The following is a 24,706-nucleotide window of genomic DNA, read 5'->3' as shown; positions in this document are numbered from 1 at the left end:
GACGAACTGGCGCGCGCCCCGCACTACCATCGCATAAAAGATCTCTAAAAGTTGCGTGCTGCCGTATGAACCACTCCGGTCAGGAGTAACGGTGTGAAACACCACAAAGCAGAATTACCGCTTTGGCGATACGCGGAACAAAAGCCTGCCTTGGCCTTATACGGTGAGTGGAACCTAAACGCGTTCTCCGGAAATTCCAAGCTTTTTTTAGCACCTTTGGTAAGGGAACGATCAAAGCCGGAAAAGAAGAGCGCGGTCGTTCCCACCGAGATCCGGGAGGCTTTCCATCAGCCGGAAACCATGCCCGGCGAAGATATCCTCCACATCCGCTCGCTGTCCCGCGCCGATTTCGACACCGACAGCACCCCCCTTATATAGGCGCTCTCTCCCCCCGCTGGCAAGGGCCCGGTAAAAATCGAGCCCATCCTCCCCGCCGTCGAGCGCAATGAGCGGGTCGTGCTCCCGCACCTCCCGCTGAAGCGCGGCGATGGCGGCGCGTGGAATATAGGGCGGGTTCGAGACGATGAGATCGAATAGGCCGGGCACTTCCGCGAACCAGTCGCTCTTCAGCGCCGCAAACCGCTTGGACACCCCCGCCAGCTTCGCATTCTCCCGCGCCGTCAAAAGCGCGCCCGGCGCGATATCGACGCCGACGGCGGTCAATTCCTCGAGCTGCGCGAGAAGGGCGATGGCGATGGCGCCGGTCCCGGTCCCCATATCGATGAGATCGGCAGCGCCGTTCTCCGCGATTCGCGCTTTCAAGAAGGGTAGCACCAGATCGACCAGCGTCTCGGTGTCAGGGCGCGGCTCCAGCGTCTCCGGCGAAAGCCGAAACCCGAGCCCGTAGAACGCGCGCTCTCCCATGATCCGGTGTACCGGCTCGCCCCTGAGCCGCCGCTCGAGCGCCGCCTCCAGCGCCGTCACCGCCTCGCTACCGATGATGCGCTCCGGCGCGGTGAGCATATCGAGCCGGCTTGTCCCCGTCGCCCATTCGACCAGCAGCCGCGCGTCCAGTTCAGGCGTGGCTATATCGACTGCGCGCAGTTTTTCACGCGCCTTGCCATGCAGCGCGGCGAGCGTTTCCGCGGCCGTCAGCTCCGCAACCATCAGGCGTTCTCGCCCATTTCGGCAAGCAGCGCCGCCTGATGATCGGAAATCAGCGCATCGACCAGCTCGTCGAGTTCGCCTTCCACGATCCGGTCGAGCTTATAGAGCGTCAGATTGATTCGGTGATCCGTGACGCGCCCTTGCGGGAAATTATAGGTGCGGATGCGCTCCGACCGGTCGCCCGAGCCGACCTGGCTCTTGCGCGCCGCCGATCGCTCGCTCTCGGCCCGCTGACGCTCCATGTCGAAGAGCCGCGCGCGCAAAATCTGCATCGCCCGCGCCCGGTTCTGATGCTGCGATTTTTCCGCCTGCACCACCATGATGCCGGTGGGGATATGGGTAATGCGCACCGCCGAATCGGTGGTGTTGACATGCTGGCCGCCGGAGCCGGAAGCGCGCATGGTGTCGATGCGAATATCCTCGGCGCGGATGTCGATGTCGATATCCTCCGCCTCCGGCAGCACCGCGACGGTGGCCGCCGAGGTATGGATGCGCCCGCTCGCCTCCGTCTCCGGCACACGCTGGACGCGGTGAACGCCCGATTCGAATTTGAGCTTCGAGAACACGCCCTTGCCGGATACGGTAGCGATGATTTCCTTGTAGCCGCCAGCCTCGCCCTCGCTCGCCGAGACGATTTCGACCCGCCAGCCCTTCAGCGACGCATAGCGCTCATACATGCGGAAGAGATCACCGGCGAAAAGCGCCGCTTCCGAGCCGCCCGTTCCGGCGCGGATTTCGAGGATCGCGCTTTTCTCGTCCGCCGCGTCCTTCGGCAGCAGCAGGATCTGCACCTCGCGCTCCAGCGTCTCGATGCGCTCGTTCACCTCAGGCAGTTCCGCTGTCGCAAGCGCCCGCATCTCCGCATCGACGGATGAATCGTCGCGCATGGCGAGAAGGTCCTCCGCCTCGCGCCGCGCGCCGACGAGCGCGCGAATTTTCGCGACGACCTCCTCCAGCTCCGCATATTCGGAAGCGAGCTTCACATAGATTTCGGAATCCGGGTTCCCGGCCATCTGCGTCTCGATCATCGAGAAACGCTTCAGAAGCTGGTCCATCCGATCCTGCGGCAATGCGATCATTCAATTTCCTCTGTCGTTATTCTCGGGCTTGTCCCGAGAATCTGCGACGGCATATCTGTCAGGACGGTAATTGCTTCTCTTTTTCTCGTCGTAGATTCTCGGGGCAAGCCCGAGAATGACGCCGCGGGGGCTACAACGGAATCCCGCTCTCTTCCGCAAACCCAATCAGCATCTCGCGCAGAGAGCGGCTGCCGTTCGGCTTGCGGATCGCCTCAAGGAGAAGCACGTTGAGCTTAGCGGCATCGAGCGCGCCGAGCATCGCCTTGACGGGGCCGATCGCGGCTGGCGACATCGATATATGCCGGAAACCGAGACCGATCAACGTCATGGCGGTGAGCGGCTTGCCGGCCATCTCGCCGCACAGCGTCACGGGCTTGCCCGCACGCTCTCCAGCCTCTACGATCTGCCGCAGCACGCGCAGGAAAGTCGGCGACAGCTGGTCGAAGCGCTTGGAAATAGCCGAATTGCCGCGATCCGCCGCCATGACGAACTGGAAGAGATCGTTCGACCCGACCGAAACGAAATCCACCGCCGCCATCAATTCATCGAGTTGCCAGAGCAGCGACGGCACCTCGATCATCGCGCCGAGCCGCAGGCGCGTCGGCAGGCTGTAGGCGAAGCGCGACAGATGCCGCACTTCGCGCTCGATGATGTCGCGCGCGGCGCGCACCTCGGCGACCTCGGTCACCATCGGCAGCATCAGCCGCAATTCGCGCCCGCCCGCCGCCTTCAGAAGCGCGCGCAACTGGGTGCGAAGCAAGCCCGGACGGTCAAGCGTCAGCCGGATGGCGCGCCAGCCCATCGCCGGGTTCTCCTCCGGCCCCTGGTTCTGGAAATAGGGGAGCACCTTGTCGCCGCCGATATCGAGCGTGCGGAAGGTGACGGGACGGCTCTCCGCCGCATCCAGCACCGAGCGGTAGAGCCGCTCCTGCTGCTCCGCGCGCGGGAAGGTCGAGGCGATCATGAACTGCAGTTCGGTGCGGAAGAGGCCGATGCCCGCGGCGCCCGATTCCATCAGCTGCGGCAGGTCGACCAACAGCCCCGCATTCATCAGGAGCGAAACCTCGACCCCGTCTTTGGTAATCGAGGGCTTGTCGCGCAATTCCCGGTAAAGCGCCTGCCGCTTCGCCCGGAAGCGCACCTTCTCGGCATAGGCCGATTCGATATCCGATTGCGGGCGTAAGTGAACCTTGCCATCATCGCCATCGACGATGGCCGCGTCATTGTTCTCCGCCATGGAGACGACGCCCTTGACCTGCCCGACGACCGGAATGCCCATGGCACGCGCGACGATCACCACATGGCTCGTCGGCGCTCCGTCCTCCAGCACCAGGCCCCGCACCCGCTCGCGCGGATAGTCGAGCAATTCCGCCGCGCCCATCGAGCGGGCGAAGATGATCGCATCCTTGACCAGCGATTCGGCGACCGTCTTGATGTCGCGCCCCATCAGCTGGCGCAGCAGCCGGTTGGCGAGATCGTCGAAATCGCTGAGGCGCTCGCGCATATAGGGATCGGTCAGGTGCATCATGCGCGCACGTGTGTCGCTCTGCACCTTCTCCACGGCCGCTTCCGCCGTCAGGCCGTTGCGGATCGCTTCCTCCAGCCGCCGCACCCAGCCGCGATCATGCGCGAACATGCGATAGGCTTCGAGCACCGCCCGATGCTCGCCCTCTGCCGCCACATCACGGCGCGACAGCATGTCGTCGATGGAAATGCGCAACGAGCCGATGGCTTCCCCGAGGCGCTCCAGCTCGCGCTGCGAATCTTCATTGAACAGGTTCGTGACGACGATGCGCGGCTCGTGCAGCACCACATGGCCGAGACCGACGCCTTCGTTGAACGAGACTCCGGAAAAACTCATCGGCCTGCCAAGATCAAGTTCCACGCCAGGCCGGGCAAGCCTGGTCAGGTCTCCGGTGGCGATCATTTCTGCCAGAACCATGGCGGTGGTTTCCAGCACCTCCAATTCGTCCTCGCGGTAGGCCCGCTTGGTGCGGTTCTGCACGACGAGCACGCCGAGCGTGCGGCCCGCGCGCAAGATAGGCACGCCGAGGAAGGAATTGTAGATCTCCTCGCCCGTCTCGGGCAGGTAGGTGAAGGCCGGATGTGTCTGCGCGTCGGTAAGGTTCAGCGGCCGCGCGCTCGCCGCGATGGTGCCGACAAGGCCCTGGCCGAGACGCAATTGCGCCAGATGCACCGCCTGCGGGTTGAGGCCCTCGGTGGCATAAAGTTCGAGCACGCCGTCGGAGCGCAGCACATAGAAGGAGCAGACTTCCGCCACCATGTTCTGCGCGATCTCGCGCACGATCCGGTCGAGCCGCTCCTGCGGCTCAAGCGGCTCCGCCATCAGCTCGCGCAAGCGTCTGAGCAGGACACGGGGACCGGTGGTCAGCTCACGCATGGACGGTCGTTTGCTCCTTCATCCTGCCGGCGCCCGCAACCGGCACCCGACGATTCGCCACGATACAACCGGACGAGTTCCGGCCTGTTCTTTGTGGGCATTTTTGACGCGCGCGTCCAGAGCAATTTGTGGGTGGCGTTGAAACGGAACCATCCGAGCTCTAGGTCGTCACCCCTTCTGTCCTGGCGGCGACAGGCCCGCGCCCTCCTTCCCCCTTGCGGGGAAGGTGCCCGCGTTAGCGGGCGGATGGGGGTGGTGACGTTTGCGCTTTTGCTGGAGACAGTGGCATATGCGTCACCACCCCCACCCGACCCTTCGGGCCACCCTCCCCGCAAGGGGGAGGGAAAGAGCGCGCCGCCCCGACAGCACCAAGCTGAGCGTCCTTCTTACGACTTATCCAACCCATAAACCGAGTGCAGCGTCCGCACCGCCAGCTCCGCATAGGGCCCATCGATCAAGATCGAAATCTTGATCTCCGATGTGGTGATCGCGCGAATATTGATGCCTTTCTCGGCCAGCGCCTTGAAGGCCGTCGCGGCAACGCCCGCATGGCTGCGCATGCCGATGCCGATGACGGAAACCTTGACCAGCCCCGCCTCCGACTGGATCGCATCGAAGCCGACTTCCGCCTTCGCCTTTTCAAGCACCGCCACGGCCTTGTCGAGATCGCCTGATGGCACGGTGAAGGTCATGTCCGTCTTCGAGCCGTCCTCCGAGACGTTCTGCACGATCATGTCCACATTGATGTGCGTCTCAGCGAGCGGGCCGAAAATCGCGGCGGAAACGCCCGGCCTGTCGGCGACACGGCGCAATGAGATTTGCGCTTCGTCCTTGGCATAGGCGATACCGGTGACGACCTGCTGTTCCACGATTTCCTCCTCGTCGCAAATGAGCGTTCCGGGCGGATTGATCGGATCACCCATGCCCGGCGCATCGGGGTCCTCGAAACTGGAGCGCACGAAGGTGCGCACCTTGTGTACCATCGCGAGCTCGACCGAGCGAACCTGCAATACCTTTGCGCCGAGCGAGGCCATCTCCAGCATTTCCTCGAAGGAAATTTTACTCAGCCGACGCGCTTTCGGCTCGACGCGCGGATCGGTGGTGTAGACGCCGTCCACATCCGTATAGATGTCGCAGCGGTCAGCCTTGACCGCCGCGGCGATTGCCACCGCGCTGGTGTCCGAGCCGCCGCGACCGAGCGTCGAGATGCGATTGTCCGGCCCCAGCCCCTGGAAGCCGGCGATGACGGCCACCTGACCCTCGCCGAAGCGCTTGATGAGGAAGGAGCCGTCAATGTCGGTGATGCGGGCCGCGCCATGCGCGTTGTCGGTGCGGATGGGTATCTGCCAGCCCTGCCAGGAGCGGGCATGAACGCCCATCGACTGCAGCACGATGGCGAGAAGCCCCGCCGTCACCTGCTCGCCCGAGGCCACCACGGCGTCATATTCGCGCGCGTCGTGCATCGGCGATGCCGCACGGGTCCAGGCCACGAGTTCATTGGTCTTTCCCGCCATCGCCGAGACGACCACCGCCACCTCATGGCCGGCATCAACTTCGCGTTTGACATGGCGCGCCACATTCCGGATGCGGTCTATATCGGCCACCGAAGTGCCGCCGAATTTCATCACGATGCGCGCCATTTGAGAAACTGTCCCCTGATAGCTAGAGCATGATCCCAAAAAGTTGCAGACTTCCAGGTAAGATCATGCGGCTAAAACAATACGATCGACGTTCTCTGTCGGAATACCCGGCAAGGAAAACGCGCTCACATAACCAAATTATGAGCGCACCGCAAGCAGGCCTTGACTTTGACGCTTACTAGGCCGACTCCAGAATCACAGGAAGGAAACCGCCATGGCCGAGACCGCCCGAACCACCATCGATTCTGCCGAAGTCGAGCGCTTTTCGCGCATCGCCGCCGAATGGTGGAATCCGCAAGGCAAGTTCCGCCCGCTGCATAAATTCAATCCCACCCGGCTTGCTTACATCAAGGAAGAGATCTGCGCCGCCTTCGGGCGCGACCCGCTCGTCCCCCGCCCGCTGGAAGGCTTGCGCCTGCTGGACATAGGCTGCGGCGGCGGTCTCCTCTGCGAGCCGATGGCGAAGCTCGGCGCAACCGTCATTGGCGCAGATGCGTCCGAAACGAACATCGAAGTCGCAAAGATCCACGCCGCGGAAACCGGCCTTGCCATAGACTACCGGGCCACCACCGCGGAGGCCCTCGCCGAAGCAGGCGAAAAATTCGACGTGGTGCTCAACATGGAAGTCGTTGAGCATGTCGCCGATGTCGACCTCTTCCTTTCCGCCTGCGGCCATATGGTGAAGCCCGGCGGCCTGATGTTCGTCGCCACCATCAACCGCACGCTGAAGGCGCTAGGGCTTGCCATTATCGGCGCGGAATATGTCCTGCGCTGGCTGCCGCGCGGCACGCACCAGTATGAAAAACTGGTCCGCCCGGAAGAGCTGGAAAAAGCGCTGAGCGCCGCCGGCCTCACCATCGTCGACCGCCAGGGCGTCACCTACAATCCCCTCGCCGACAGCTGGAACCGCTCCCGCGATATGGATGTCAATTACATGGTGCTGGCGCGAAAATAAGCCGGCAAAGAGGAAATAATGCATAATTCTTCTGCGGCGGACGATATCGCTCCGCCCCGTGTCCTGCCGCCGCTTGCGCTTGTTCTCGGTGCGGTGTCGATCACCTCAGGCGCATCCTTCGCAAAAGCCCTCTTTCCGGCGGTAGGGGCGGAAGGCGCGACCGCGATCCGCCTCACAATTGCGGCGCTTCTGCTTCTCCCCATTTTCCGCCCCTGGCGAATCCGGCTTCGGCGGGATGCCTGGCAGTCCGTCCTCATTTACGGCCTTATGCTGGGCGGAATGAATTTTTTCTTCTACCTGTCGATCCAGACACTCCCGCTTGGCGTTGCGATAGCAATCGAGTTCATGGGACCACTGGCTGTGGCTATCGCCGCGTCGCGCCGGTTCACCGATTTTCTCTGGGTTGGCCTCGCCATGATCGGACTGGGGCTTCTGCTTCCGCTTCATTCGGTGAACGCCAATCTCGATCCTGTCGGGATTGCCTTGGCGCTCACCGCCGGCGTGTGCTGGGGGGTGTACATAATCTATGGCGGTATTGCAGGCCGTCTTTATGGAAGTGCGGTCACATCGCTCGGGATGATTATCGCAGCCGCGGTCATCCTGCCCATCGGGATCGCGAAGGCCGGGCTCTCGCTCTTCACCCCCTCCATGCTGGCGCTGGGTTTACTCGTCGCGATCCTGTCAAGCGCGATACCCTACACGCTCGAAATGTTCGCCCTTCGCCATTTGCCGCGAAAGACATTCGGTACGCTGACAAGCATGGAGCCCGCCGTTGGGGCGCTGGTCGGACTCGTGCTGCTTCACGAGGCTCTGCCGACGCTGCAGTGGATGGGCATCATAGCGATATCCCTTGCCTCCATCGGCGCCGCCTTGACCGCAACATCGGGATAGTCTCAAGCGGAAACAGCGGACCGCCGTTCAGCCGTGCCGCGCTGTCAATTCCTGTCTTCCGGAAACACCGGCAGCGGCATGATCTCGACGCCATCTTCCAGAAGTGATGTCACTTCCTCACGCGAAGCCTCGCCATAGATGCCGCGCGGGTCAGTCTCGCCGAAATGCATCTTGCGCGCCTCCTCGGCGAATTTGTCGCCGACATAGTCCGCGTTCTCGCGCAGCTTCCGGCTCAGTTCGCGCATCTGGTCGATGAGTGCGCGCTGCGCCTCGCTCATCGCCAGCGCGATCTTTTCTTTCTTTCGCGAGGTGGAAACCGAAGGCGTCATCAGCGCCTTCTCCACGTGCGACGAGCCGCAGGCCGGGCACTCTACAAGCCCGCGCGCGGCCTGGCGCTCGAAGTCCTCATTATTGCGGAACCAGCCCTCGAATTCATGCTCATGGTCGCAGTGCAGGCTGAAGCGAATCATGATGCCGCCTCCGCGATACGAACGCCGAACGGGCGCGCGTTCTTGAGGTTCGGCACCTGCCGCCGTGCCGCCGCGCTCTCCGCCGTATCGATATCGGCGACGATCACCGCCGGCTCGTCATGATCCGCCTCGGCAAGGATTTTGCCCCAGGGCGAAACGATGATCGAATGGCCATAGGTTTCGCGCCCGTCCTCATGCCGCCCGCCCTGCGCGGCGGAGATGACGAATGCACCGTTTTCGATGGCGCGGGCGCGCTGCAGCACATGCCAATGCGCCTCGCCCGTCTGCCGGGTGAAGGCCGCCGGCGCGGTGAGGAGCGAAGCCCCCGCCTCCGCCTGCGCGCGGAAGAGCTGCGGGAAGCGGATGTCGTAGCAGATCGCAAACCCCATCCGCCCGAACGGCAGATCGGCCAGCACCGTGTCGGCGCCCGGCGCATAGGTCGCCGATTCGCGCCAGCTCTCGCCATTGTCGAGATCGACGTCGAACATATGCACCTTGTCGTAGGAGACGATCTTCCCGCCGTCAGGTCCGAACAGGAAGGCGCGATTAGCGATCTTGCCATCAGGAAGCTTGATGGCGGTCGAGCCGATATGTAGATGGATGCCGTGCTGCTTTGCCAGCCGCGATGCCGCCGCCGCGATCGGATCGTTTTCCTCATCGCGCAGGATAGCGTCGAGCGCCTCACGCTTGCGCTGCAGCGCGCCCGTCATCTCCGGCGTCTGCACATATTGCGCGCCTTTCCCCGCCGCCTCGCCCACGAGACGTTCCAGCGTCACGGCATTGGCTTGCGGGTCGGTGCCCGAACGCATCTGGATGGCGGCAGCACGAAATGTGGTCATCCTATCTTCCCAGAGTCCGTTAGAACCAATTGAGACAGCGCCCCTCTCTCCGTCATTCTTGGGCTTGTCCCGAGAATCTGCCGCGGCCCAATCAGTCAGGACGGTCATCATCATTCTTTCTTCTTATGGTAGATTCTCGGGACAAGCCCAAGAATGACGATAAGAAGGCTTAAACCAGTTCCCCTGTTTTGAGCAGCCCGTCGAGACGGCCCTCGCGCTCCAGCGCATGAAGATCGTCGCTGCCGCCGACATGGGTCTTGCCGATAAAGATCTGCGGAAAAGTCATCCGCCCGGACCGGCTTATCATCTCCTGACGGAAATCCGGATTCACGGTCGCATCATGCTCGGTATACGTCACGCCCTTGCCATCGAGCAGCCGCTTGGCCGCCGTGCAATATCCGCATCCCTGACGGGTATAGATCGTTACATCAACCATGGGGGTCCTCCCTTTGTTTCAGGAATCTCATATATGCACTGAGCTCCGCTGTAAAAAGACCCTGCATAAACCAAAAAGTTGCAGACCTCTCAGTCAACACCACGTTGGTTAAAAAATTATTTTCCCTCGCGCTTGCGGTGCATGGCGGAACCCTGGGGCGCCAGCACCGGCACGAAGACACGACGCGACGAACGCTGCGAAACCGGCAACCCCTGATAGAGCCGCTTATAGGCCTCGACAACAAGCACGCCCCCGAAGATCGGCCACAGCCTGCTGCCGACCCGCTCCATGAGTCGCGACGGACCTTGCATCCAGCGCGGCGTCACGGGCGGAAAATGCAATGCGCCCGCCACCGCGCCGGCGGTGAAATTGGCCTCGCGCAGCACACGGATGAGCTGGCCCCGGCTATAGGGACGCCCGCTGCCGAAAGGCGTATGCTCGAACCGCGCCCAGACGCCGCGGCGGTTGGGGACGACGATGACCAGCCGCCCGTTGGGTGCGAGCACCCGCCACATCTCCTTCAGCGTCTCGCTCGGATTTTCCGAATGCTCCAGCGCATGGATAAGCAGGATGCGGTCGACGGAGGAATCCGGCAGGGGAAGTTCCTCGTCGAAGACGAGCGCGGTGGCGCATGTGTCCGCCGAAGGCCAGCTGATCGCCCCCTGCCCCGCCGGCATGAAGGCGAAGGTCCGTTCCGTGCCGGCGCTCAATAGGTCGAGATAGGGCACCGCATAGCCGAGGCCCACCAGCCGCTCCTGCGGCAGCTTCGCCCAGAGCGGCGTCAAAGCCGCGTTGATCGAGCGTTCGGCCAGATGCCCAAGATGGGAGGCATAGAAGGAGCGCAATTCGATGATGTCGAGATGCATGGAACCCCGCGCCCCGGCTAAAGCTGGATCACTGCCAGCAGCCGAGATTCCTGCCTCTGAGATTGTGGGAATCGATATCCACCACCAGGCGCGGATCGAGCCGCATCAGCGCGAGCATGGTGCGCTGCTTGAGCTCGATCTTCTGCCAGCCGGCGCATTCCTTCGGCAGCTCCACTTTCTCGACAGTGAATTTCTCCGACCACGCGGTCGCAGACGTGGTGCACCCCGCAAGCCCGAGCAGCAGGGGGAGCGCGGTGACGCCCATGAGTTTTCGCATATGCGCGTGTCCAGCCGACATTTCCGCCATGAGGTCCTCCGGAAATTAACGTGTTATTTACTATGGCATATCAGGTGCGCGATTTCACGTCGATTGTCCTGTTTCCCGCCGAAACACTAAGTGAATCCCAAGGATTTGACATAGATCAATCGCTTGTTGCTGCCAGTGGCGACCGGGAATATGGTTAATCATCCTGATTCCATGCGTCGTTGGGGGAAACTCACTATGAATAAACTGGCTGCCGAGTTTTTCGGCACATTCTGGCTCGTCTTTGGCGGTTGCGGCAGCGCTGTTCTCGCCGCGGCTTTTCCTGATCTCGGTATTGGCTTCCTGGGCGTCGCGCTCGCCTTTGGCTTGACCGTGCTGACCATGGCCTATGCGGTCGGCGGCATTTCCGGCGGTCACTTCAATCCCGCCGTTTCGCTCGGCCTCGCCGTCGCAGGCCGCTTCGACTGGAAGGAACTGATCCCCTACTGGATCGCGCAGGTTCTGGGCGGCATCGCGGCGGCGGCCATTCTCTACCTCATCGCGTCCGGCCGCGCCGGCTATATGCCGGGTGGATTCGCCTCCAACGGCTTCGGCGAGCTTTCGCCCGGCGGCTACAGCCTGACCGCAGCCCTGCTCATCGAGATCGTGCTGACGGCCTTCTTCCTGATCGTCATCCTCGGCTCGACCTCTTCGACCGCCCCGGCGGGCTTCGCGGGCCTCGCCATCGGCCTCTGCCTGACGTTGATCCATCTGATCTCGATCCCGGTCACCAACACCTCGGTCAACCCCGCCCGCTCGACCGCCACGGCCCTCTTCGCCGAAACGGCAGCGCTGAGCCAGCTCTGGCTGTTCTGGGTCGCCCCGCTCATCGGCGCCGCCATCGGCGCCATCTTCTGGAAGGCGCTGATCGGTCGGGACTGAGCCAATTATTCACAAACGACAAAGACCGGCTGAAAGGCCGGTCTTTTTTTGTTTCCAGATTGGCAGTATTGCAGCGGACATTTACGCGCTAAAGCGCTTCACGTTTAATCGGAAACGCTGGCGGGAAAGAGGGGGGCGCCTCACGATTCCATCAAAACATGAACCGCTCTAACAAGGCCTCACGCCTTCGCCTTATCCCCGCCAACCCGTTCCGCCACGATATGCTTCAGCGTCACGCGGTCACGGGAGGAGACGCCGATGAGTTCGGCCACGCGCCAGATGACATTGTCCTCCATCTCGCCCGCCTCGCCATCTGCATAGGCGATTTCCCACATCAGCTCGATGAAGTGGATGCGCTCCTGCTCGCCGAGATGACGCTTGATGACGCTGGTGAAGCTGTAGAGGTCGATGGCTTCCTGGTCCGCCGCTTCCGCCTGCTGCAGGAGCGCCTTCAATTCGCTGTCCTCAAGCTGGTAGGCGTCGGCAAGCGTCTCGGCGATACGCTTTCGTTCCTGCTCGTGACGCTCGCCATCGGCATCGATGATGTGAAACATCAGCGCTGCTACCGCCAGCCGGGGATCGTCCCGGCCGAAGGTCTTCTCGCCCTTGCCTTCCCCGAACGGAAGCTCTTTCAAAAATGCCTGAAGACGGTCGAACATCTTTGTATCCGGATTAATTAGGCATGATCCCGCAAAGTTGCAGACTTCCAGGTAAGATCATGCCGCCAAGTTGGAACGTGCTCAGAATAGGCGGTAGCGGGCCTGCTTGTCCTGCGCCTGCTCTTCGGGCAGTACGCCGGGATCGTCAACAACCAGCATCTTCACCTCTTCGTCATCGGGCGTATCGTCCGCCTGTTGATGCCTGATGATCTTGGGTTTAGCGGGTGGAGGCGGCGTCTCGTGCGGAACGGCGATCGCGACCGGCTTCTCCTCGATCACGGCGGGCACATCAGGCGTCTCCGGCTCCTCGCCGCGCACCTCAGGGGCGACCTCGATCATCGGCGCGAGTTGCTCAACAGGCACCTTCCATTCGAATGCATTGAGCCGCCCCGTAAGCGGAGACACCGGCGCCCATTGCGCGCTGACATAGCCGTCAGCCGTCCATGCCGGATCGCGCGGCGCCTTCACCGCTTGCGACAGCCATTGCCGCACGCGGCCTTGGTCACCCGTCTCCGCCTCCTCGATATCGGCCAGCAGCAGATAGGCGCTCTCGCGCGGGCTCATGCGCAGCACCGCCTCGGCATTCTCGCGCGCGAGCTTGTAGTTGCCGGCGTCGAGCGCGGCATGGGCGAGCGCCATGCTCGCTTCCGGATTGTTGGGCCGGAGCGAGAAGAGATGGCGCGCGCGCTTCAGGCGGTCAAGCGTCGAATCGCCGGGCCGCGCATGGATATAGGCGGCGGCGATATCGGGATGCGGGCTCTTTTTCCACGCCGCTTCGAGTATCTTCGCGCCCTTGCGCAAATCGCCCTGGCGGATGAGCGCCCGCCCGGCAATGACAACGGCGGGGATGAGGTCGGGCGCGAGCTTGTGCGCCTCGAGCGCCACCGTCTTCGCGTTGACAGGATCGGAATCGAACACCGACATCGCCTTGGCGGTGAGCAGCGCCGCGCGCTCGCGTTTCACCGCCATCTTGTCCTTCCCGCGGGCGATCTTCCGCGCATCGAGAAGCTGGAGCGCGCCATCCCAATCGCCCTCGACGCTCAGCCTTCCGAGCACCGCGCTGCGCGCCCACTCCACATGCGGCGCGAGCTTCGAGGCCTCCGCTGCGTAATGCTGCGCCGCCTCCTGCTCGCCCGCGCGCTGCGCTTCGAGGTAAAGGCCGCGCAGGCCGAGAAGCCGCGTTTCGGGATCCTCGAGCATCGCTTCGAAGGTTGCCCGCGCTTCGTCACCGCGCCCTTCCAGCATCGCGCTCTGCGCTTCGAGAAGGCGGATCAGCGGCTCCCGGTCGACATCGAGCAGCCGATGCGCCTGCGTCGCCATGCGCCGGGCGGTTGCGGCGTCTCCGGCGCCCGCTGCGATGAGCCCGGTGGACAGCGACTGGTAACCCCGGTCGCGCTTGCGGGCGCGGAAATGCCGTTGCAGGAGATAGGGCGAACGGATGATGCTTTTGACGAACCACCACAGAAGCATAACCGCCGCAACGAACGCCACCAGCGCCGAGGCCGCGACCATCAGCGTCATCTCATAGCGCATGCCCCCGAAGGTGACGGTCAGATCGCCGGGCCTGTCGGCCAGCCATGCGAAGCCGCCGCCGAGCGCCAGGATGATGAGGACAAAGAACAGGATACGCAGCATCGATTCTTCCCTATTTCGGCGCAGATGGTGCAGCAGGCGCTGTGGCGGCGGCGGCCGGCTTGAGCGCGCTGGCGAGCGCGCGCGAGACGAGCGCATCCGTATCGCGGCGCGCCTTCATCTGATCGGCGAAATCCGCCGACACGGATTTCGCCTCCTGCGGCAGCGTTTCCCATTCCGCGATGGCGCGGTTGAGATCGCCCGCCTGCAAGGCCGCTTCGATGCGCGCCGTGATCGCGCCCGCGCTGTCGCCGGGCACCTCGCCAACGGGGCGCACCTTTACGAGGCTCTTGGCGCTCTCCATCAGCTGGTCGAGAATGCCCGCATTCGGATTCACATTGCGCTTCGTCGCGACGATACGGTCCGCCACCGCCCCGAAACGGCTGTTCAGGTCAGCGATGGTGGGAACGCCCTTGGCTGCGAACTGGTTGAGCGCGTCGATGTCGGCCGCTTGCGGCGCGAGCGTCCTGTAGGCGTCGAGTTCCGTCGCGAAGGAGCCGCCACGGTCGATGGCCGATTTCAGCGCCACCGCCGCGACGGTGGCGGCAAGGGCGGGCTGGCGCGATTGTTCGGCGACCTGGCTTTCCAGCGCGGAGAGCTTCGACTCCATCCCCTCGATATTGCCGGTGTCCTGCGCCGCCGCCCTGGCCTGCGCCTCGGTGGAAGCGACCTTCTGTTCCAGCGCCGCGAGCCGGCTTGTCAGCGCCTGCATTTCCTGCGCCGACTCCCTGGCATTATTAGCCGGCTTTGCGATCTCCTCGCGCAGCTTCAAAACTTGCGCTTCCGTGGCTTCCGCCCGGGCCAGCGCCTGCCGCGCGGTCTGCTGGGCCTCGCTGAATCCGGCGCTGGAATTGCCGCCATCGCTCCATTGCAGCGCGCTCATAAGGCCAAGCGCGGCCGCACCTCCAGCCAGGCCCGCCGCGACATGGGTGAGCCAGGCATTCTGCTTCTGCTCCGGTTTCGCCGGGCTGGCAGCAGCGGCGGCGGGGCGCGAAACCTTTTCCGCTTTCACCTGCTCTGCCTTTACCTCGTCCGATTTCTTCGCTGCCATGTCCTCTTTTCCGGCGCTTGTCCGCGGCGTGGTACCGGCATCCGCCTGCCGCGTGGTGAAGGCGATATCGCCGACCGGCTCCGCGGGAGGCACATCCCGTTTGGGGGCGGCCTGCTTTGCTACTGCCGGCTCTTCCACGCGCTTCACCTGCGTTGGATCGAGATCGATCGTGACCGGCTTGCGGGCCGGTTTCGAGTGACGCGATATTCCGGATTTCGCCATGGTGCCTCTCGTCTTGAAAATGAATAGATAGGGCGGCCGAGAAGGAACTTAACAGATAATATCTGCAGATGAAGGCTTGCTGCCGCTCAAAGTGCCGCAAGGAGATTAAAAAGCGCTTGCTCGTCAGGTCTTGCCGCGACAAGGGCGCGTGCCTGCCATTGCGCGGGAAGACTTTCACTGATGCGTGGAGAGAGGCAAAGGAACTGCGTCTGCCGCAGGAAATTCTCTGGCAATTCAGCGCGCTCCGCCAGCGCGGCCAGCGCCTCCGCCGCGAAAATAGAATAGACGAGCGCTGCGTCGAAAGGCGCATCGCCCAGCCGCTGACGCAGGTCGCCATAATCGATGGGCGCGGTGTCGTAAGTCTCGCAAACAGCAAGCAGCAGACCGGCGGCGACAGCTTTTTCCTCGAAGTCGGAACGGCGCACCCGGCCCGCAAGATAGAGCACATTTGCTTGGCCTTTGAGCGTGACCGCAAGCGTTTGCGCCAGCGCCGCGCCATCGCCGCCCGCGGCTGTCACATTGCTGAACCCGGCAGCCCGCGCCGCGCCCGCCGTCTTTTCCCCCACCGCAAAAACCGGCAGATGAAGCAGCTTTTGTATCGATGCCGGATCGGCGTGGCGCAACGCGTTGACGCTGGTGACCGCCACCGCATCGTAACGTCCCGGCGGCAGCTTTGCCGCGATCGGCACCGTCTCGCTCAATGGCAGGACGACAGGCGCATAGCCCATCTCGTCAAGCCGCCGCGCAGTGCGTGAAGCGCCCGGCTCGGGCCGTGTCACCAATATACGCCGCGCCTCCACCATCCCGTCATTTCCAGTCGAAGAAGTCAGGCCCCGCCTGCGCCAGCACCCGCTCCGCCGCATCGCGCCCTATGGCCGCCGCATCGGCAACGGCGCCCTCCGCCTTCACCTCATGCGCCTGCGCGCCATCGGGGGTCAGGATCATGCCGGAGAAGCTGAGCCGATCGCCCGTCACCCTGGCCAGCCCTGCAATGGGCGTACGGCAGGAGCCGTCGAGCCGCGCCAGAAAGGACCGCTCGCAATCGAGCGCAACATGGGTATCGCGGTCATCGAGCGGGGCCAGCAGCGCATCGATCCGCGCATCGCCGACACGGCTTTCGATGGCGATGGCCCCCTGTCCCGGCGCGGGCGGGAAAAGCGCCGGGTCCATCAATTCGCTCGCCACATGCTCCATACCGAGACGCTTCAGCGCGGCGTAGGCAAGGAAGGTTCCATCCGCCTGCCCCTCGTCGAGCTTGCGCAGCCGCGTCTCGACATTGCCGCGAAAATTCACCACCTTGATATCAGGCCGCATCCGCCGGATCAGCGCCTGCCGCCGCAGCGAAGAGGAGCCAACCGTCGCCCCCATGGGCAGGTCGGACAGGCGCGCGCCCGCTCTGCCGATGAAGGCGTCGCGCGGATCTTCACGCTTGAGAAAGGCGGAGAGATAGAGCCCCTCCGGCAGTACGGTCGGCATGTCCTTGCTTGAGTGCACGGCGAGGTCGATGCGCCCTTCGGCGAGCCCCTCCTCGATCTCCTTCGTGAACAGCCCCTTGCCGCCCACCTCGGAAAGCGCGCGGTCCTGGATACGATCGCCCGCCGTCGACATCGGCACGATCTCGATGGCCTCGTCCGGAAGCCCATGCGCCTCCATCAGCCGCCGGCGCACCTCGCGCGCCTGCACCAGAGCCAGGGTGCTGCCTCGCGTGCCGATCTTCAAGCTTGGTGTTTGCATATGGCGTCGTCCATGATACCGGGATTCTCAGCATGATCCCGAAAAGTTAAGCTTTCCGGCTGCGATCATGCGGCGAAAACTGCGCATAGTCCCGGAAAGTTGATCAACTTTTCCGGCAAAACTATGTGCGAAATCAAATGCTCTAGCCATCTTTGTCTCTGACGGCAATGAATGAAAGGCTTTAGGACCGCATGCGCGTATTGGGAATAGAGACAAGCTGCGACGAAACCGCCGCTGCTATCGTCGAGCGCGACGAAGCGGGCCGTGGCCGCATCCTGTCCAATGTCGTGCTGAGCCAAACCGCCGAGCACGAGCCCTATGGCGGCGTCGTGCCGGAGATCGCCGCGCGCGCCCATGTCGAGGCGCTGGACCGGCTCATCGCCCGCGCGCTGGCCGAAGCCGATATATCCCTCGACGAAGTCGACGCCATCGCCGCCACGGCAGGCCCCGGCCTCATCGGCGGGCTCATCGTCGGGCTGATGACGGCGAAGGCAATGGCGATGGCGGCGAAGAAGCCCTTCCACGCAATCAACCATCTGGAGGGCCATGCGCTGACCGCGCGGCTCACCGACAACCTCGCCTTCCCCTATCTGCTGCTGCTCGTCTCCGGCGGCCATACGCAGATGATCCTCGTTCGGGGTCTCGGGAAATACGAGCGGCTCGGCACGACGATCGACGACGCGCTCGGCGAAGCCTTCGATAAGACGGCTAAGCTTCTCGGCCTGCCCTATCCCGGCGGCCCCGCCGTGGAAGAGGCCGCGCTGGTCGGCGACCCCTCACGCTTTCTGCTGCCCCGTCCACTGAAGGGCGAGGCGCGGCTCGATTTCTCCTTCTCAGGCCTCAAGACAGCCGTGCGGCAGCTCGCGACCGAGGTGGCGCCTCTGGGCGATCAGGACATCGCCGACATCTGCGCTTCGTTCCAGGCGGCGGTGGCCGATACGCTTGATGACCGCGTGTCGCGCTCCCTCGCCCGCTTCCGTCAGGAGTTTCCTGACATCGCCGAACCCGCGCTTGTGGTGGCAGGCGGCGTTGCGGCCAACAAGGCGCTGCGGACGGTGCTGACGAAGCTCTGCGCGGAGAATGGTTTCCGCTTCCTCGCGCCGCCGCATGCGCTTTGCACCGACAATGCCGCCATGATCGCCTGGGCGGGCGCGGAACACGCGGCGCAGCAAGGCGCGGGTGATTCTCTCGCCATCGCGCCGCGCTCGCGCTGGCCGCTGGACGAGGCGGCAGCGCCCCTGATCGGCGCAGGACGCCGGGGAGCGAAGGCATGAACGACCATCGCTTGAAAATTGCCGTCCTCGGCGGCGGCGCGTGGGGCACGGCGCTGGCCGCCATGGCCGCGCGCACCGGCCACCGCGCCGGCCTCTACGCGCGTGATTCCGCGACGGTGGAGGACATCAACGGCAACCATCGCAACGAACGCTATTTGCCCGGCATCGTGCTGCCGGAGGGCATCGAGGCGAGCGTTGACGCCGCCGAAGTGCTCGACGGCGCCGCCATCGTCCTTGCGGTATTTCCCGCGCAGGCCATGCGCGACGCACTGGAAGAAATCGCCCCGCATGTGCCGCGGGACGTGCCGGTCGTTCTCTGCGCAAAGGGCATCGAGCGCGCCACGGGACGGCTGATGTCGCAAATCGTTTCCGACGTTCTGCCCACTCATGAAATCGCGGCGCTGTCCGGCCCGAGCTTCGCCATCGACGTGGCGCGCGGCCTGCCCACCGCCGTCACCATCGCGGCGGAAAATCAAGCCACGGCGGAACGGCTCGCCCTGCTCCTTTCAGGCCCCGCCTTCCGCTGCTACTCGACCGATGATCTCACCGGCGTCGAGATCGGCGGCGCGTTGAAGAATGTGCTGGCGCTTGCCGCGGGTACGGCGGTCGGGCGCGGTCTTGGCGCGAGCGCGCAGGCGGCCCTCGTCACGCGCGGCTTCGTCGAATTGCGCCGCATCGCCGAGGCGATGGGCGCGCGGCCCGAGACGGTGATGGGCCTGTCGGGATTGGGCGATCTGATGCTCACCTGCTCCTCGCCGCAGTCGCGCAACTTCTCCTATGGCATCGCGCTGGGCGCGGGTGAGAAGCTCGAAGGCCGTCCGCTCGCCGAGGGTGTCGCCACCGCGCCCATCGCCGCGGAGCTCTGCGCGAGCCGCCATATCGATGCGCCCATCATCACCACAATTGCCGCGCTTCTCGCACGTCATCTGACAGTCGGCGAAGCGGTCGAAGCATTGCTCAACCGCCCGCTCAAAACCGAGGACTAATTTTATCTGCAAGGGGACACCACATGCTTTTCGCCATTCTCTGCAATGACAAGCCCGACCATCTGCAACTGCGCCTCGACACGCGCCCGACGCATCTTGATTATCTCGCCAATCTGGGTGAGCGGCTGAAATTCGCCGGCCCTTTCCTCGATGATGACGGCAAGCCGAATGGCAGCCTGATCGTTGTCGAGGCCGACCATATCGACGCCGCCAAAGCGATTGCCGCCAAGGACCCCTACGCCCGCGCCGGACTCTTCGCCTCCGTCGAGGTGCGCCCGTGGAACTGGGCGATCAACAATCCCGCCAACTCCTAAAGAGAGCGACCATGGCTTACTGGCTGTTCAAATCCGAGCCGCACAAATGGTCCTGGGAGATGCAGAAGGCGGCGGGGGAAAAGGGCACGCAATGGGACGGTGTGCGCAATTATCTGGCCCGCAACAACATGCGCGCCATGCAGCTTGGCGACAAGGGCTTCTTCTATCATTCGAATGAAGGCCTCGAGATCGTCGGCATCGCCGAAGTCTGCGCCCTCGCCCATCACGACACCACGACGGACGATCCGCGCTGGGAATGCGTCGACATCCGCGCCTTCTGCGACATCCCGAAGCCGGTGACGCTGAAGGACGTGAAAGCCAACCCGGCCCTCGCCAAAATGTCCCTCGTCACCTCCATGCGCCTCTCCGTCCAGCCCGTGACGGAGGACGAGTGGAAAGAAGTCTGCCGCATGGGCGGGCTCGATCCGGCGCCGTGAGATAGCGCGGGCGCCCTCCCTCCCCCTTGCGGGAGTGAGGAGCGGTCGGCCGAAGGCCGAGGGAAAGCCAACGATTTGGCTTTTCCAGCGACGAACGGCCCGAAGGGCCGGGTGGGGGTGGTGACGTTTGCGCGACGGTCTTCGAAGCAAGCACAAACGTCACCACCCCTATCCGCCCGCTAACGCGGGCACCTTCCCCGCAAGGGGGAAGGAGGGGCGCGAACCCGCCCAAAAACTTATCCCACACTCCCCCGCCCGCTCTATCCTTCCCGTCAGTTCCTCCCGCGGGAACGCGGCTCGCGACGGCGGGTCTCGCGGGGAGGAACCGGCGCCTCCGATTCACCGCTGACGAGCGGGCGAATCTGGGGGGCACCGCCCAAGGGTTCCCTCACCGGCAATACGACCGGCGTGTGCTGGACGAGCACTAGGGACGAAGGCAGAGACGGGACGCGGGGTGTGAGAGGCCCCGCGACGATCCCCAGCCTGACCGAAGCGGAACGGGCCTGTGTCGAAATCGCCGGACGGGCGGTCCTGTGACCGCAGTTTAAAAATAAATTAGATGAGCGTTCGCATGACCGCCCGTCTTCCCAATTCCCGGTTTGGGGTGATCTTTCTCAATGGCCAGACGCGGAAGCGGGCGTGGTGATGATTTCCGGCGCCAGCGACGAGCCCGTCAGGCTCACGCGAACCGCTTCGCCCCCGCCACGCACACCACCACCGCCGCGGCGGTCGCCACCATCCCCCAGCCGACCGTCTCATGCGCCACGACAGCCGCCAGCGCCAGTCCGAAGAAGGGCTGCAGCAATTGCAGCTGTCCCACCGCCGCCGTGCCGCCCTGCGCCAGGCCGCGATACCAGAACACGAACCCAATGAGCATGCTGAAGAGCGACACATAGGCGAGACCGCCGAGCGCCGGCCAGCCGATGCCGTCCCATGACGCAGGTTGGGTGAGAAGCGCCAGCGGCAGCATCAGCGGCAGGGACAGGACGAGCGCCCAGGAGATCACCTGCCACCCGCCCAGCCTGCGGGACAGGCGCGCGCCCTCCGCATAGCCGAGCCCGCACAGAATAATCGCCGCCAGCATCAAACCATCGCCCATCACCGAGGCGGCGCTCCCCTGTCCGAGCGCATAGGCGGCGACGATGGCGCTGCCGGTGATCGAGAACGCCCAGAACAATGCGCGCGGCCGCTCCCCGCCCCGTACCACGGCAAAGATCGCGGTGGCCAAAGGCAGCAGCCCGACAAAGACAATCGCGTGTGCCGATGTCATGGCGGTCAGCGCCAGCGCCGTCAGCAGCGGGAAGCCGACCACCACTCCAAGGGCGACCACGCACAGCGACAAAAGCTCCCGCCGGTCGGGCAGCCGCTGTCGGAACAGGACAAGCAGCATGGCCGCCAGCACGCCGGCAATGGCCGCCCGCGCGACTGTGAGGAATGTCGGATCGATGTCCAGTACGGCAATTTTGGTGGCTGGCAGCGACCCGCTGAAGATGAGTACGCCCAAAAACCCGTTGATCCAGCCCGCTGTTCTGTCCATGACGCCTATCCAACCCATTGCAGAATCTGTAGTCTCTTCGCCGGGACAATCGTCGGCATTGCGTCGGGATGGGAGAGACAGTAGCAGTACAATTTCACCGGACTGTACCGGAACGAGGAACAGTACAGATGTTGCATCAACCCGCTGCCCATGAAACTGCGGCGCCCGATATGCCCCATGAGGACATCCCCCAGGACGAGCAGACTCTCGTCGAAAAAGTGATGGGCATCATTCGCGGCCGCATCGCCGCCTTGAGCCTCTCCCCCGGCGCACGGCTGCCTTCGATCCGGCGGCTCGCCGCGACCATGGACGTCTCCAAATCGACCGTCGTGGAGGCCTATGACCGGCTCGTCGCCGAGGGCGTCATCCAGTCCCGCCGGGGCGCGGGCTTCTTCGTCGCGGGCCGTGCGCAGGCCTTCGCGCTCACGCCCGCCGCCCCTCGCCTCGACCGGGAAATCGATCCGCTCTGGATCATGCGCCAGTCGCTCGAAACCGATGGCGCGACGCTGAAGCCCGGCTGCGGCTGGCTGCCGGATGACTGGCTGCCGCAGGAAGGCATCCGCCGCGCCATGCGCTCGCTCGCCCGCGACGAGGCGGCGATCTTCACCGATTACGGTGACCCCCAGGGCTATGCGCCGCTGCGCCTTCACCTCTCGCGCCGCCTCGCCGAGCAGGGCGTGGATGCGCCGCCCGACCAGGTGCTGCTGGTCGATTCAGGCACGCAGGCGCTCGACCTGCTCTGCCGCTTCTTCCTCCAGCCCGGCGACACGGTGCTGGTGGACGACCCCTGCTATTTCAATTTCCTCGCGCTGCTGCAGATGCACCGCGTGCGCGCCATCGGCGTTCCCTATACGCCGGGCGGACCCGACCTCGACGCCTTCGCCCGCGCGGCGGAGGAGCATCGCCCGAAGCTCTACATCGCCAATGCCGGCATCCATAATCCAACCGGCAGCATGATGACCCCTGCTATCGCGCACCGTCTGCTGAAGCTCGTCGAACAACATGGCATGATCGTCATCGAGGACAACATCTTCGCCGACTTCTACGCCTCGCCCTCGCCACTGCTGGCCGAGCTCGACGGGCTGGAACGGATCGTCCATATCGGCAGCTTTTCGAAGACGCTCACCGCCGCCGCGCGCGTCGGTTATATCGCCGCTCGCGGCGACTGGATCGACGCCCTCACCGATATGAAGCTCGCAACGAGTTTCGGATCGAGCCAGCTCTCCGCCCAGCTCGTCCATACATTGCTCATCGACGGCACCTATCGCCGTCATATAGAAGCCCTGCGCCAGAAACTCGCTGCGGCGATGACGCTCGCCTCGAACCGGCTGAAGGCGGCAGGGCTGGAATTATGGACCGAGCCGCAGGGCGGTCTCTTCCTCTGGGCGCGGCTTCCGGCAGGCATGGATTCGGCGCTCATCGCCCGTCATGCCCTAGAGCGCGGCGTGGTGTTCGCGCCGGGCAATGTCTTCAGCCTCTCCCGCAACGCCGCCAACTATCTGCGCTTCAACGTGGCCCAATCCGCCCAGCCCCGCATCTTCGAAGTGCTGCACGATGCGATGCTCCAAGCAAGTCCAGGAAAAGTGCGAAGCGGTTTTCCGTCCGGACTTGCGCAATACTAACGCCGCACGCGGATCGTCGTCCCGCTATTGAGGTATGGCAGCAGCCGCGCCATATTCCTGCGCTTCAAGGCAATGCACCCCTCGGTCGGCAGATAGCCCGGCCGGGCGAGATGAAAGAAGATCGCGCTGCCCCGTCCGCGCTTCCGCGGACGGATGTTCCAATCGAGCACGATGCATATGTCGTAAAGCCCATCGTCCCGCCAGAGATTCTCGTGGCTCGGTCCGTAAGGCAGGGGGACGCGCTTGTTGTAATTGCGGTCAATAGGCGCGTCGCACCAGCCGTCATCACGGCGGATGGTGCGGAAGGGCAGCAGCGAAACGGGCGCAAAATTCATCCGCCGCCTGCGCCATCCGTAAAGCAAGCGCATCGCCCCGAGCGGCGTTGCGCTATCCCCCTCCCGCTTGAAAGCGCTGATCCCCCTCTTGCCGAGCGCACAAGGCAACACCAGATTACGGATAATGAGAAGCCCCTGCGAAGGATTTCCCGGGCGGGACCGAATATCGATCCGGCGCACGGCCTTGCTGTCAGCTCTTTTCATGTCCCCGCCCCCGCGGATGGGTTATTGCCGCCGGATTAACCGCTAATTGGTTTCCTTCTGGCCTCATCTCGCTCTAAATGCGATAAAACGTCAATGCCGATTGAACACAATAGACGAGGATACGCATGACTGGCCGTACAATTCTGATTGTGGACGATGATGAGGACCTCCGCTCCATTCTGGTGGAGCAGCTCGCGCTCTGCGAGGAATTCCACATCCTGCAGGAGGATACCGCCACGAAAGGTATTCAGACGGCGCGCAACGAAATGGTCGACCTGCTGGTCATGGATGTCGGCCTGCCGGACATGGATGGCCGCGAGGCGGTGAAGCTGTTGCGCAAGGGCGGGTTCAAGCCGCCCGTGATCATGCTGACCGGCCACGACACCGATTCCGACACCATTCTCGGGCTTGAATCCGGCGCCAACGATTATGTGACCAAGCCGTTCCGCTTCGCCGTGCTGCTCGCCCGCATCCGCGCCCAGCTGCGCCAGCACGAACAGAGCGAGGACGCCACCTTCACCGTCGGCCCCTACACCTTCAAGCCGGGCCAGAAGCTGCTGATCGACGAGAAGGGCGGCAAGATCCGCCTGACCGAGAAGGAAGCGGCGATCATTAAATATCTCTACCGCGCCGGCGACAAGGTCATCGGGCGCGACATGCTCCTTGAGGAAGTGTGGGGCTATAATTCAGGGGTCACCACCCATACGCTCGAAACGCACGTCTATCGCCTGCGCCAGAAAATCGAGAAAGATCCCTCCAATGCGGCGATTCTCGTGACAGAAAGCGGGGGATACAAGCTCGTTCCCTGATAGCCCCGTCGGTCGGAGCG

Annotated in this window: 25 protein-coding genes; 9 read left to right on the top strand and 16 right to left on the bottom strand. The window is 63.9% G+C overall.

The genetic code is table 11. The features are described 5' to 3' along the window. Positions 1-231 precede the first annotated feature (231 nt). From prmC to ACOWVG_RS06510, 4 genes are all read right to left on the bottom strand, one after another. Positions 232-1,107, bottom strand: a complete 876-nt coding sequence (prmC, locus tag ACOWVG_RS06525; protein ID WP_420960748.1) for a peptide chain release factor N(5)-glutamine methyltransferase — start codon at positions 1,105-1,107, stop codon at positions 232-234. Further along, positions 1,107-2,186 (bottom strand): peptide chain release factor 1, encoded by a 1,080-nt coding sequence (prfA, locus tag ACOWVG_RS06520; RefSeq protein ID WP_420960746.1) that lies wholly within the window; start codon positions 2,184-2,186, stop codon positions 1,107-1,109. The genes prmC and prfA overlap by 1 nt, the downstream gene beginning before the upstream one ends. 130 nt (positions 2,187-2,316) lie before the next feature. Continuing rightward, positions 2,317-4,587, bottom strand: a complete 2,271-nt coding sequence (gene ptsP / locus ACOWVG_RS06515) for a phosphoenolpyruvate--protein phosphotransferase (protein WP_420960745.1) — start codon at positions 4,585-4,587, stop codon at positions 2,317-2,319. A 386-nt stretch (positions 4,588-4,973) separates the two neighbouring features. Then, positions 4,974-6,227 (bottom strand): aspartate kinase, encoded by a 1,254-nt coding sequence (locus tag ACOWVG_RS06510; RefSeq protein ID WP_420960743.1) that lies wholly within the window; start codon positions 6,225-6,227, stop codon positions 4,974-4,976. 214 nt (positions 6,228-6,441) lie between these two features. On the opposite strand from ACOWVG_RS06510, the gene ubiG reads away from it, so the two are divergent. Together ubiG and ACOWVG_RS06500 are read left to right on the top strand one after the other, a co-directional pair. Continuing rightward, on the top strand, positions 6,442-7,182 hold the full coding sequence (ubiG, locus tag ACOWVG_RS06505) for a bifunctional 2-polyprenyl-6-hydroxyphenol methylase/3-demethylubiquinol 3-O-methyltransferase UbiG (protein ID WP_420960741.1): 741 nt from the start codon (positions 6,442-6,444) through the stop codon (positions 7,180-7,182). A gap of 18 nt (positions 7,183-7,200) precedes the next feature. After that, positions 7,201-8,073 carry an EamA family transporter gene (locus ACOWVG_RS06500; protein WP_420960738.1) on the top strand — a complete coding sequence of 291 codons (873 nt, stop codon included), beginning with the start codon at positions 7,201-7,203 and terminating at the stop codon, positions 8,071-8,073. 44 nt (positions 8,074-8,117) lie between these two features. On the opposite strand, the gene ACOWVG_RS06495 is transcribed toward ACOWVG_RS06500, so the two are convergent. The 5 genes from ACOWVG_RS06495 to ACOWVG_RS06475 form a co-directional block, all read right to left on the bottom strand. Then, a complete protein-coding gene (locus ACOWVG_RS06495; RefSeq protein WP_420960736.1) occupies positions 8,118-8,543 on the bottom strand; it encodes a DUF1178 family protein in 426 nt (141 codons plus the stop codon). Next, complete coding sequence (locus ACOWVG_RS06490) at positions 8,540-9,382, bottom strand: carbon-nitrogen hydrolase family protein (RefSeq protein WP_420960734.1); 843 nt, start codon at positions 9,380-9,382, stop codon at positions 8,540-8,542. Before ACOWVG_RS06490 ends, ACOWVG_RS06495 begins: the two co-directional genes overlap by 4 nt. A gap of 169 nt (positions 9,383-9,551) precedes the next feature. Further along, on the bottom strand, positions 9,552-9,818 hold the full coding sequence (gene grxC / locus ACOWVG_RS06485) for a glutaredoxin 3 (RefSeq protein WP_420960731.1): 267 nt from the start codon (positions 9,816-9,818) through the stop codon (positions 9,552-9,554). Positions 9,819-9,934: 116 nt separating this feature from the next. After that, the gene (locus ACOWVG_RS06480) at positions 9,935-10,684 is read right to left on the bottom strand and encodes a class I SAM-dependent methyltransferase (protein ID WP_420960729.1); all 750 of its coding nucleotides are present in this window, start codon (positions 10,682-10,684) and stop codon (positions 9,935-9,937) included. A 28-nt stretch (positions 10,685-10,712) separates the two neighbouring features. After that, the gene (locus ACOWVG_RS06475) at positions 10,713-10,961 is read right to left on the bottom strand and encodes a hypothetical protein (protein WP_420960727.1); all 249 of its coding nucleotides are present in this window, start codon (positions 10,959-10,961) and stop codon (positions 10,713-10,715) included. A gap of 225 nt (positions 10,962-11,186) precedes the next feature. On the opposite strand from ACOWVG_RS06475, the gene aqpZ reads away from it, so the two are divergent. Then, on the top strand, positions 11,187-11,870 hold the full coding sequence (gene aqpZ, locus ACOWVG_RS06470) for an aquaporin Z (RefSeq protein WP_420960725.1): 684 nt from the start codon (positions 11,187-11,189) through the stop codon (positions 11,868-11,870). Positions 11,871-12,049: 179 nt separating this feature from the next. Here aqpZ and ACOWVG_RS06465 read toward each other — a convergent pair whose 3' ends face one another. The 5 genes from ACOWVG_RS06465 to hemC form a co-directional block, all read right to left on the bottom strand. Next, positions 12,050-12,529 (bottom strand): TerB family tellurite resistance protein, encoded by a 480-nt coding sequence (locus ACOWVG_RS06465; protein ID WP_420960723.1) that lies wholly within the window; start codon positions 12,527-12,529, stop codon positions 12,050-12,052. Between the two features lie 81 nt (positions 12,530-12,610). Beyond that, positions 12,611-14,164, bottom strand: a complete 1,554-nt coding sequence (locus tag ACOWVG_RS06460; protein WP_420960721.1) for a heme biosynthesis protein HemY — start codon at positions 14,162-14,164, stop codon at positions 12,611-12,613. 10 nt (positions 14,165-14,174) lie between these two features. Beyond that, positions 14,175-15,434 carry a COG4223 family protein gene (locus ACOWVG_RS06455; RefSeq protein ID WP_420960719.1) on the bottom strand — a complete coding sequence of 420 codons (1,260 nt, stop codon included), beginning with the start codon at positions 15,432-15,434 and terminating at the stop codon, positions 14,175-14,177. Between the two features lie 86 nt (positions 15,435-15,520). Next, complete coding sequence (locus ACOWVG_RS06450; RefSeq protein ID WP_420960717.1) at positions 15,521-16,237, bottom strand: uroporphyrinogen-III synthase; 717 nt, start codon at positions 16,235-16,237, stop codon at positions 15,521-15,523. Between the two features lie 4 nt (positions 16,238-16,241). Further along, a complete protein-coding gene (gene hemC, locus ACOWVG_RS06445) occupies positions 16,242-17,168 on the bottom strand; it encodes a hydroxymethylbilane synthase (RefSeq protein WP_420960715.1) in 927 nt (308 codons plus the stop codon). A gap of 191 nt (positions 17,169-17,359) precedes the next feature. Here hemC and tsaD point away from each other — a divergent pair, with 191 nt between their 5' ends. Genes tsaD through ACOWVG_RS06425 form a run of 4 tightly spaced genes read left to right on the top strand, consistent with a single transcriptional unit; the run spans position 17,360 to position 20,179 of the window. Next, entirely contained in the window at positions 17,360-18,442 is a 1,083-nt protein-coding gene (gene tsaD / locus ACOWVG_RS06440) for a tRNA (adenosine(37)-N6)-threonylcarbamoyltransferase complex transferase subunit TsaD (protein ID WP_420960713.1), read from the top strand. Continuing rightward, complete coding sequence (locus tag ACOWVG_RS06435; protein ID WP_420960711.1) at positions 18,439-19,428, top strand: NAD(P)H-dependent glycerol-3-phosphate dehydrogenase; 990 nt, start codon at positions 18,439-18,441, stop codon at positions 19,426-19,428. Before tsaD ends, ACOWVG_RS06435 begins: the two co-directional genes overlap by 4 nt. Before the next feature lie 23 nt (positions 19,429-19,451). Further along, entirely contained in the window at positions 19,452-19,742 is a 291-nt protein-coding gene (locus tag ACOWVG_RS06430; RefSeq protein WP_420960709.1) for a YciI-like protein, read from the top strand. 11 nt (positions 19,743-19,753) lie between these two features. Then, positions 19,754-20,179 carry an EVE domain-containing protein gene (locus tag ACOWVG_RS06425; RefSeq protein ID WP_420960706.1) on the top strand — a complete coding sequence of 142 codons (426 nt, stop codon included), beginning with the start codon at positions 19,754-19,756 and terminating at the stop codon, positions 20,177-20,179. A 679-nt stretch (positions 20,180-20,858) separates the two neighbouring features. Here the strand turns inward: ACOWVG_RS06425 and ACOWVG_RS06420 are convergent. Further along, entirely contained in the window at positions 20,859-21,716 is an 858-nt protein-coding gene (locus tag ACOWVG_RS06420) for a DMT family transporter (protein WP_420960705.1), read from the bottom strand. A 170-nt stretch (positions 21,717-21,886) separates the two neighbouring features. Here ACOWVG_RS06420 and ACOWVG_RS06415 point away from each other — a divergent pair, with 170 nt between their 5' ends. After that, positions 21,887-23,338, top strand: a complete 1,452-nt coding sequence (locus tag ACOWVG_RS06415) for a PLP-dependent aminotransferase family protein (protein WP_420960822.1) — start codon at positions 21,887-21,889, stop codon at positions 23,336-23,338. Here ACOWVG_RS06415 and ACOWVG_RS06410 read toward each other — a convergent pair. Beyond that, entirely contained in the window at positions 23,335-23,877 is a 543-nt protein-coding gene (locus ACOWVG_RS06410) for a L,D-transpeptidase family protein (protein ID WP_420960703.1), read from the bottom strand. The genes ACOWVG_RS06415 and ACOWVG_RS06410 overlap by 4 nt on opposite strands. Before the next feature lie 125 nt (positions 23,878-24,002). Between ACOWVG_RS06410 and ACOWVG_RS06405 the strand changes: the two genes are divergently transcribed. Then, positions 24,003-24,686 carry a response regulator transcription factor gene (locus ACOWVG_RS06405; protein WP_420960701.1) on the top strand — a complete coding sequence of 228 codons (684 nt, stop codon included), beginning with the start codon at positions 24,003-24,005 and terminating at the stop codon, positions 24,684-24,686. Positions 24,687-24,706: the final 20 nt, after the last annotated feature.

The sequence above is a fragment of the Brucella sp. IR073 genome (assembly GCF_049065735.1).
GTDB lineage: Bacteria > Pseudomonadota > Alphaproteobacteria > Rhizobiales > Rhizobiaceae > Paramesorhizobium.
The sequence above is the reverse complement of the archived record's forward strand: the minus strand, read 5'-3'. Positions and strand labels throughout refer to the sequence as shown.

Excerpts from the sequence above, each read along its gene's own strand:
- prmC (WP_420960748.1), bottom strand. The coding sequence starts at position 1,107 with ATGGTTGCGGAGCTGACGGCCGCGGAAACGCTCGCCGCGCTGCATGGC.
- prfA (WP_420960746.1), bottom strand. The coding sequence starts at position 2,186 with ATGATCGCATTGCCGCAGGATCGGATGGACCAGCTTCTGAAGCGTTTC.
- ptsP (WP_420960745.1), bottom strand. The coding sequence starts at position 4,587 with ATGCGTGAGCTGACCACCGGTCCCCGTGTCCTGCTCAGACGCTTGCGC.
- ACOWVG_RS06510 (WP_420960743.1), bottom strand. The coding sequence starts at position 6,227 with ATGGCGCGCATCGTGATGAAATTCGGCGGCACTTCGGTGGCCGATATA.
- ubiG (WP_420960741.1), top strand. The coding sequence starts at position 6,442 with ATGGCCGAGACCGCCCGAACCACCATCGATTCTGCCGAAGTCGAGCGC.
- ACOWVG_RS06500 (WP_420960738.1), top strand. The coding sequence starts at position 7,201 with ATGCATAATTCTTCTGCGGCGGACGATATCGCTCCGCCCCGTGTCCTG.
- ACOWVG_RS06495 (WP_420960736.1), bottom strand. The coding sequence starts at position 8,543 with ATGATTCGCTTCAGCCTGCACTGCGACCATGAGCATGAATTCGAGGGC.
- ACOWVG_RS06490 (WP_420960734.1), bottom strand. The coding sequence starts at position 9,382 with ATGACCACATTTCGTGCTGCCGCCATCCAGATGCGTTCGGGCACCGAC.
- grxC (WP_420960731.1), bottom strand. The coding sequence starts at position 9,818 with ATGGTTGATGTAACGATCTATACCCGTCAGGGATGCGGATATTGCACG.
- ACOWVG_RS06480 (WP_420960729.1), bottom strand. The coding sequence starts at position 10,684 with ATGCATCTCGACATCATCGAATTGCGCTCCTTCTATGCCTCCCATCTT.
- ACOWVG_RS06475 (WP_420960727.1), bottom strand. The coding sequence starts at position 10,961 with ATGCGAAAACTCATGGGCGTCACCGCGCTCCCCCTGCTGCTCGGGCTT.
- aqpZ (WP_420960725.1), top strand. The coding sequence starts at position 11,187 with ATGAATAAACTGGCTGCCGAGTTTTTCGGCACATTCTGGCTCGTCTTT.
- ACOWVG_RS06465 (WP_420960723.1), bottom strand. The coding sequence starts at position 12,529 with ATGTTCGACCGTCTTCAGGCATTTTTGAAAGAGCTTCCGTTCGGGGAA.
- ACOWVG_RS06460 (WP_420960721.1), bottom strand. The coding sequence starts at position 14,164 with ATGCTGCGTATCCTGTTCTTTGTCCTCATCATCCTGGCGCTCGGCGGC.
- ACOWVG_RS06455 (WP_420960719.1), bottom strand. The coding sequence starts at position 15,434 with ATGGCGAAATCCGGAATATCGCGTCACTCGAAACCGGCCCGCAAGCCG.
- ACOWVG_RS06450 (WP_420960717.1), bottom strand. The coding sequence starts at position 16,237 with ATGGTGGAGGCGCGGCGTATATTGGTGACACGGCCCGAGCCGGGCGCT.
- hemC (WP_420960715.1), bottom strand. The coding sequence starts at position 17,168 with ATGCAAACACCAAGCTTGAAGATCGGCACGCGAGGCAGCACCCTGGCT.
- tsaD (WP_420960713.1), top strand. The coding sequence starts at position 17,360 with ATGCGCGTATTGGGAATAGAGACAAGCTGCGACGAAACCGCCGCTGCT.
- ACOWVG_RS06435 (WP_420960711.1), top strand. The coding sequence starts at position 18,439 with ATGAACGACCATCGCTTGAAAATTGCCGTCCTCGGCGGCGGCGCGTGG.
- ACOWVG_RS06430 (WP_420960709.1), top strand. The coding sequence starts at position 19,452 with ATGCTTTTCGCCATTCTCTGCAATGACAAGCCCGACCATCTGCAACTG.
- ACOWVG_RS06425 (WP_420960706.1), top strand. The coding sequence starts at position 19,754 with ATGGCTTACTGGCTGTTCAAATCCGAGCCGCACAAATGGTCCTGGGAG.
- ACOWVG_RS06420 (WP_420960705.1), bottom strand. The coding sequence starts at position 21,716 with ATGGACAGAACAGCGGGCTGGATCAACGGGTTTTTGGGCGTACTCATC.
- ACOWVG_RS06415 (WP_420960822.1), top strand. The coding sequence starts at position 21,887 with ATGCCCCATGAGGACATCCCCCAGGACGAGCAGACTCTCGTCGAAAAA.
- ACOWVG_RS06410 (WP_420960703.1), bottom strand. The coding sequence starts at position 23,877 with ATGAAAAGAGCTGACAGCAAGGCCGTGCGCCGGATCGATATTCGGTCC.
- ACOWVG_RS06405 (WP_420960701.1), top strand. The coding sequence starts at position 24,003 with ATGACTGGCCGTACAATTCTGATTGTGGACGATGATGAGGACCTCCGC.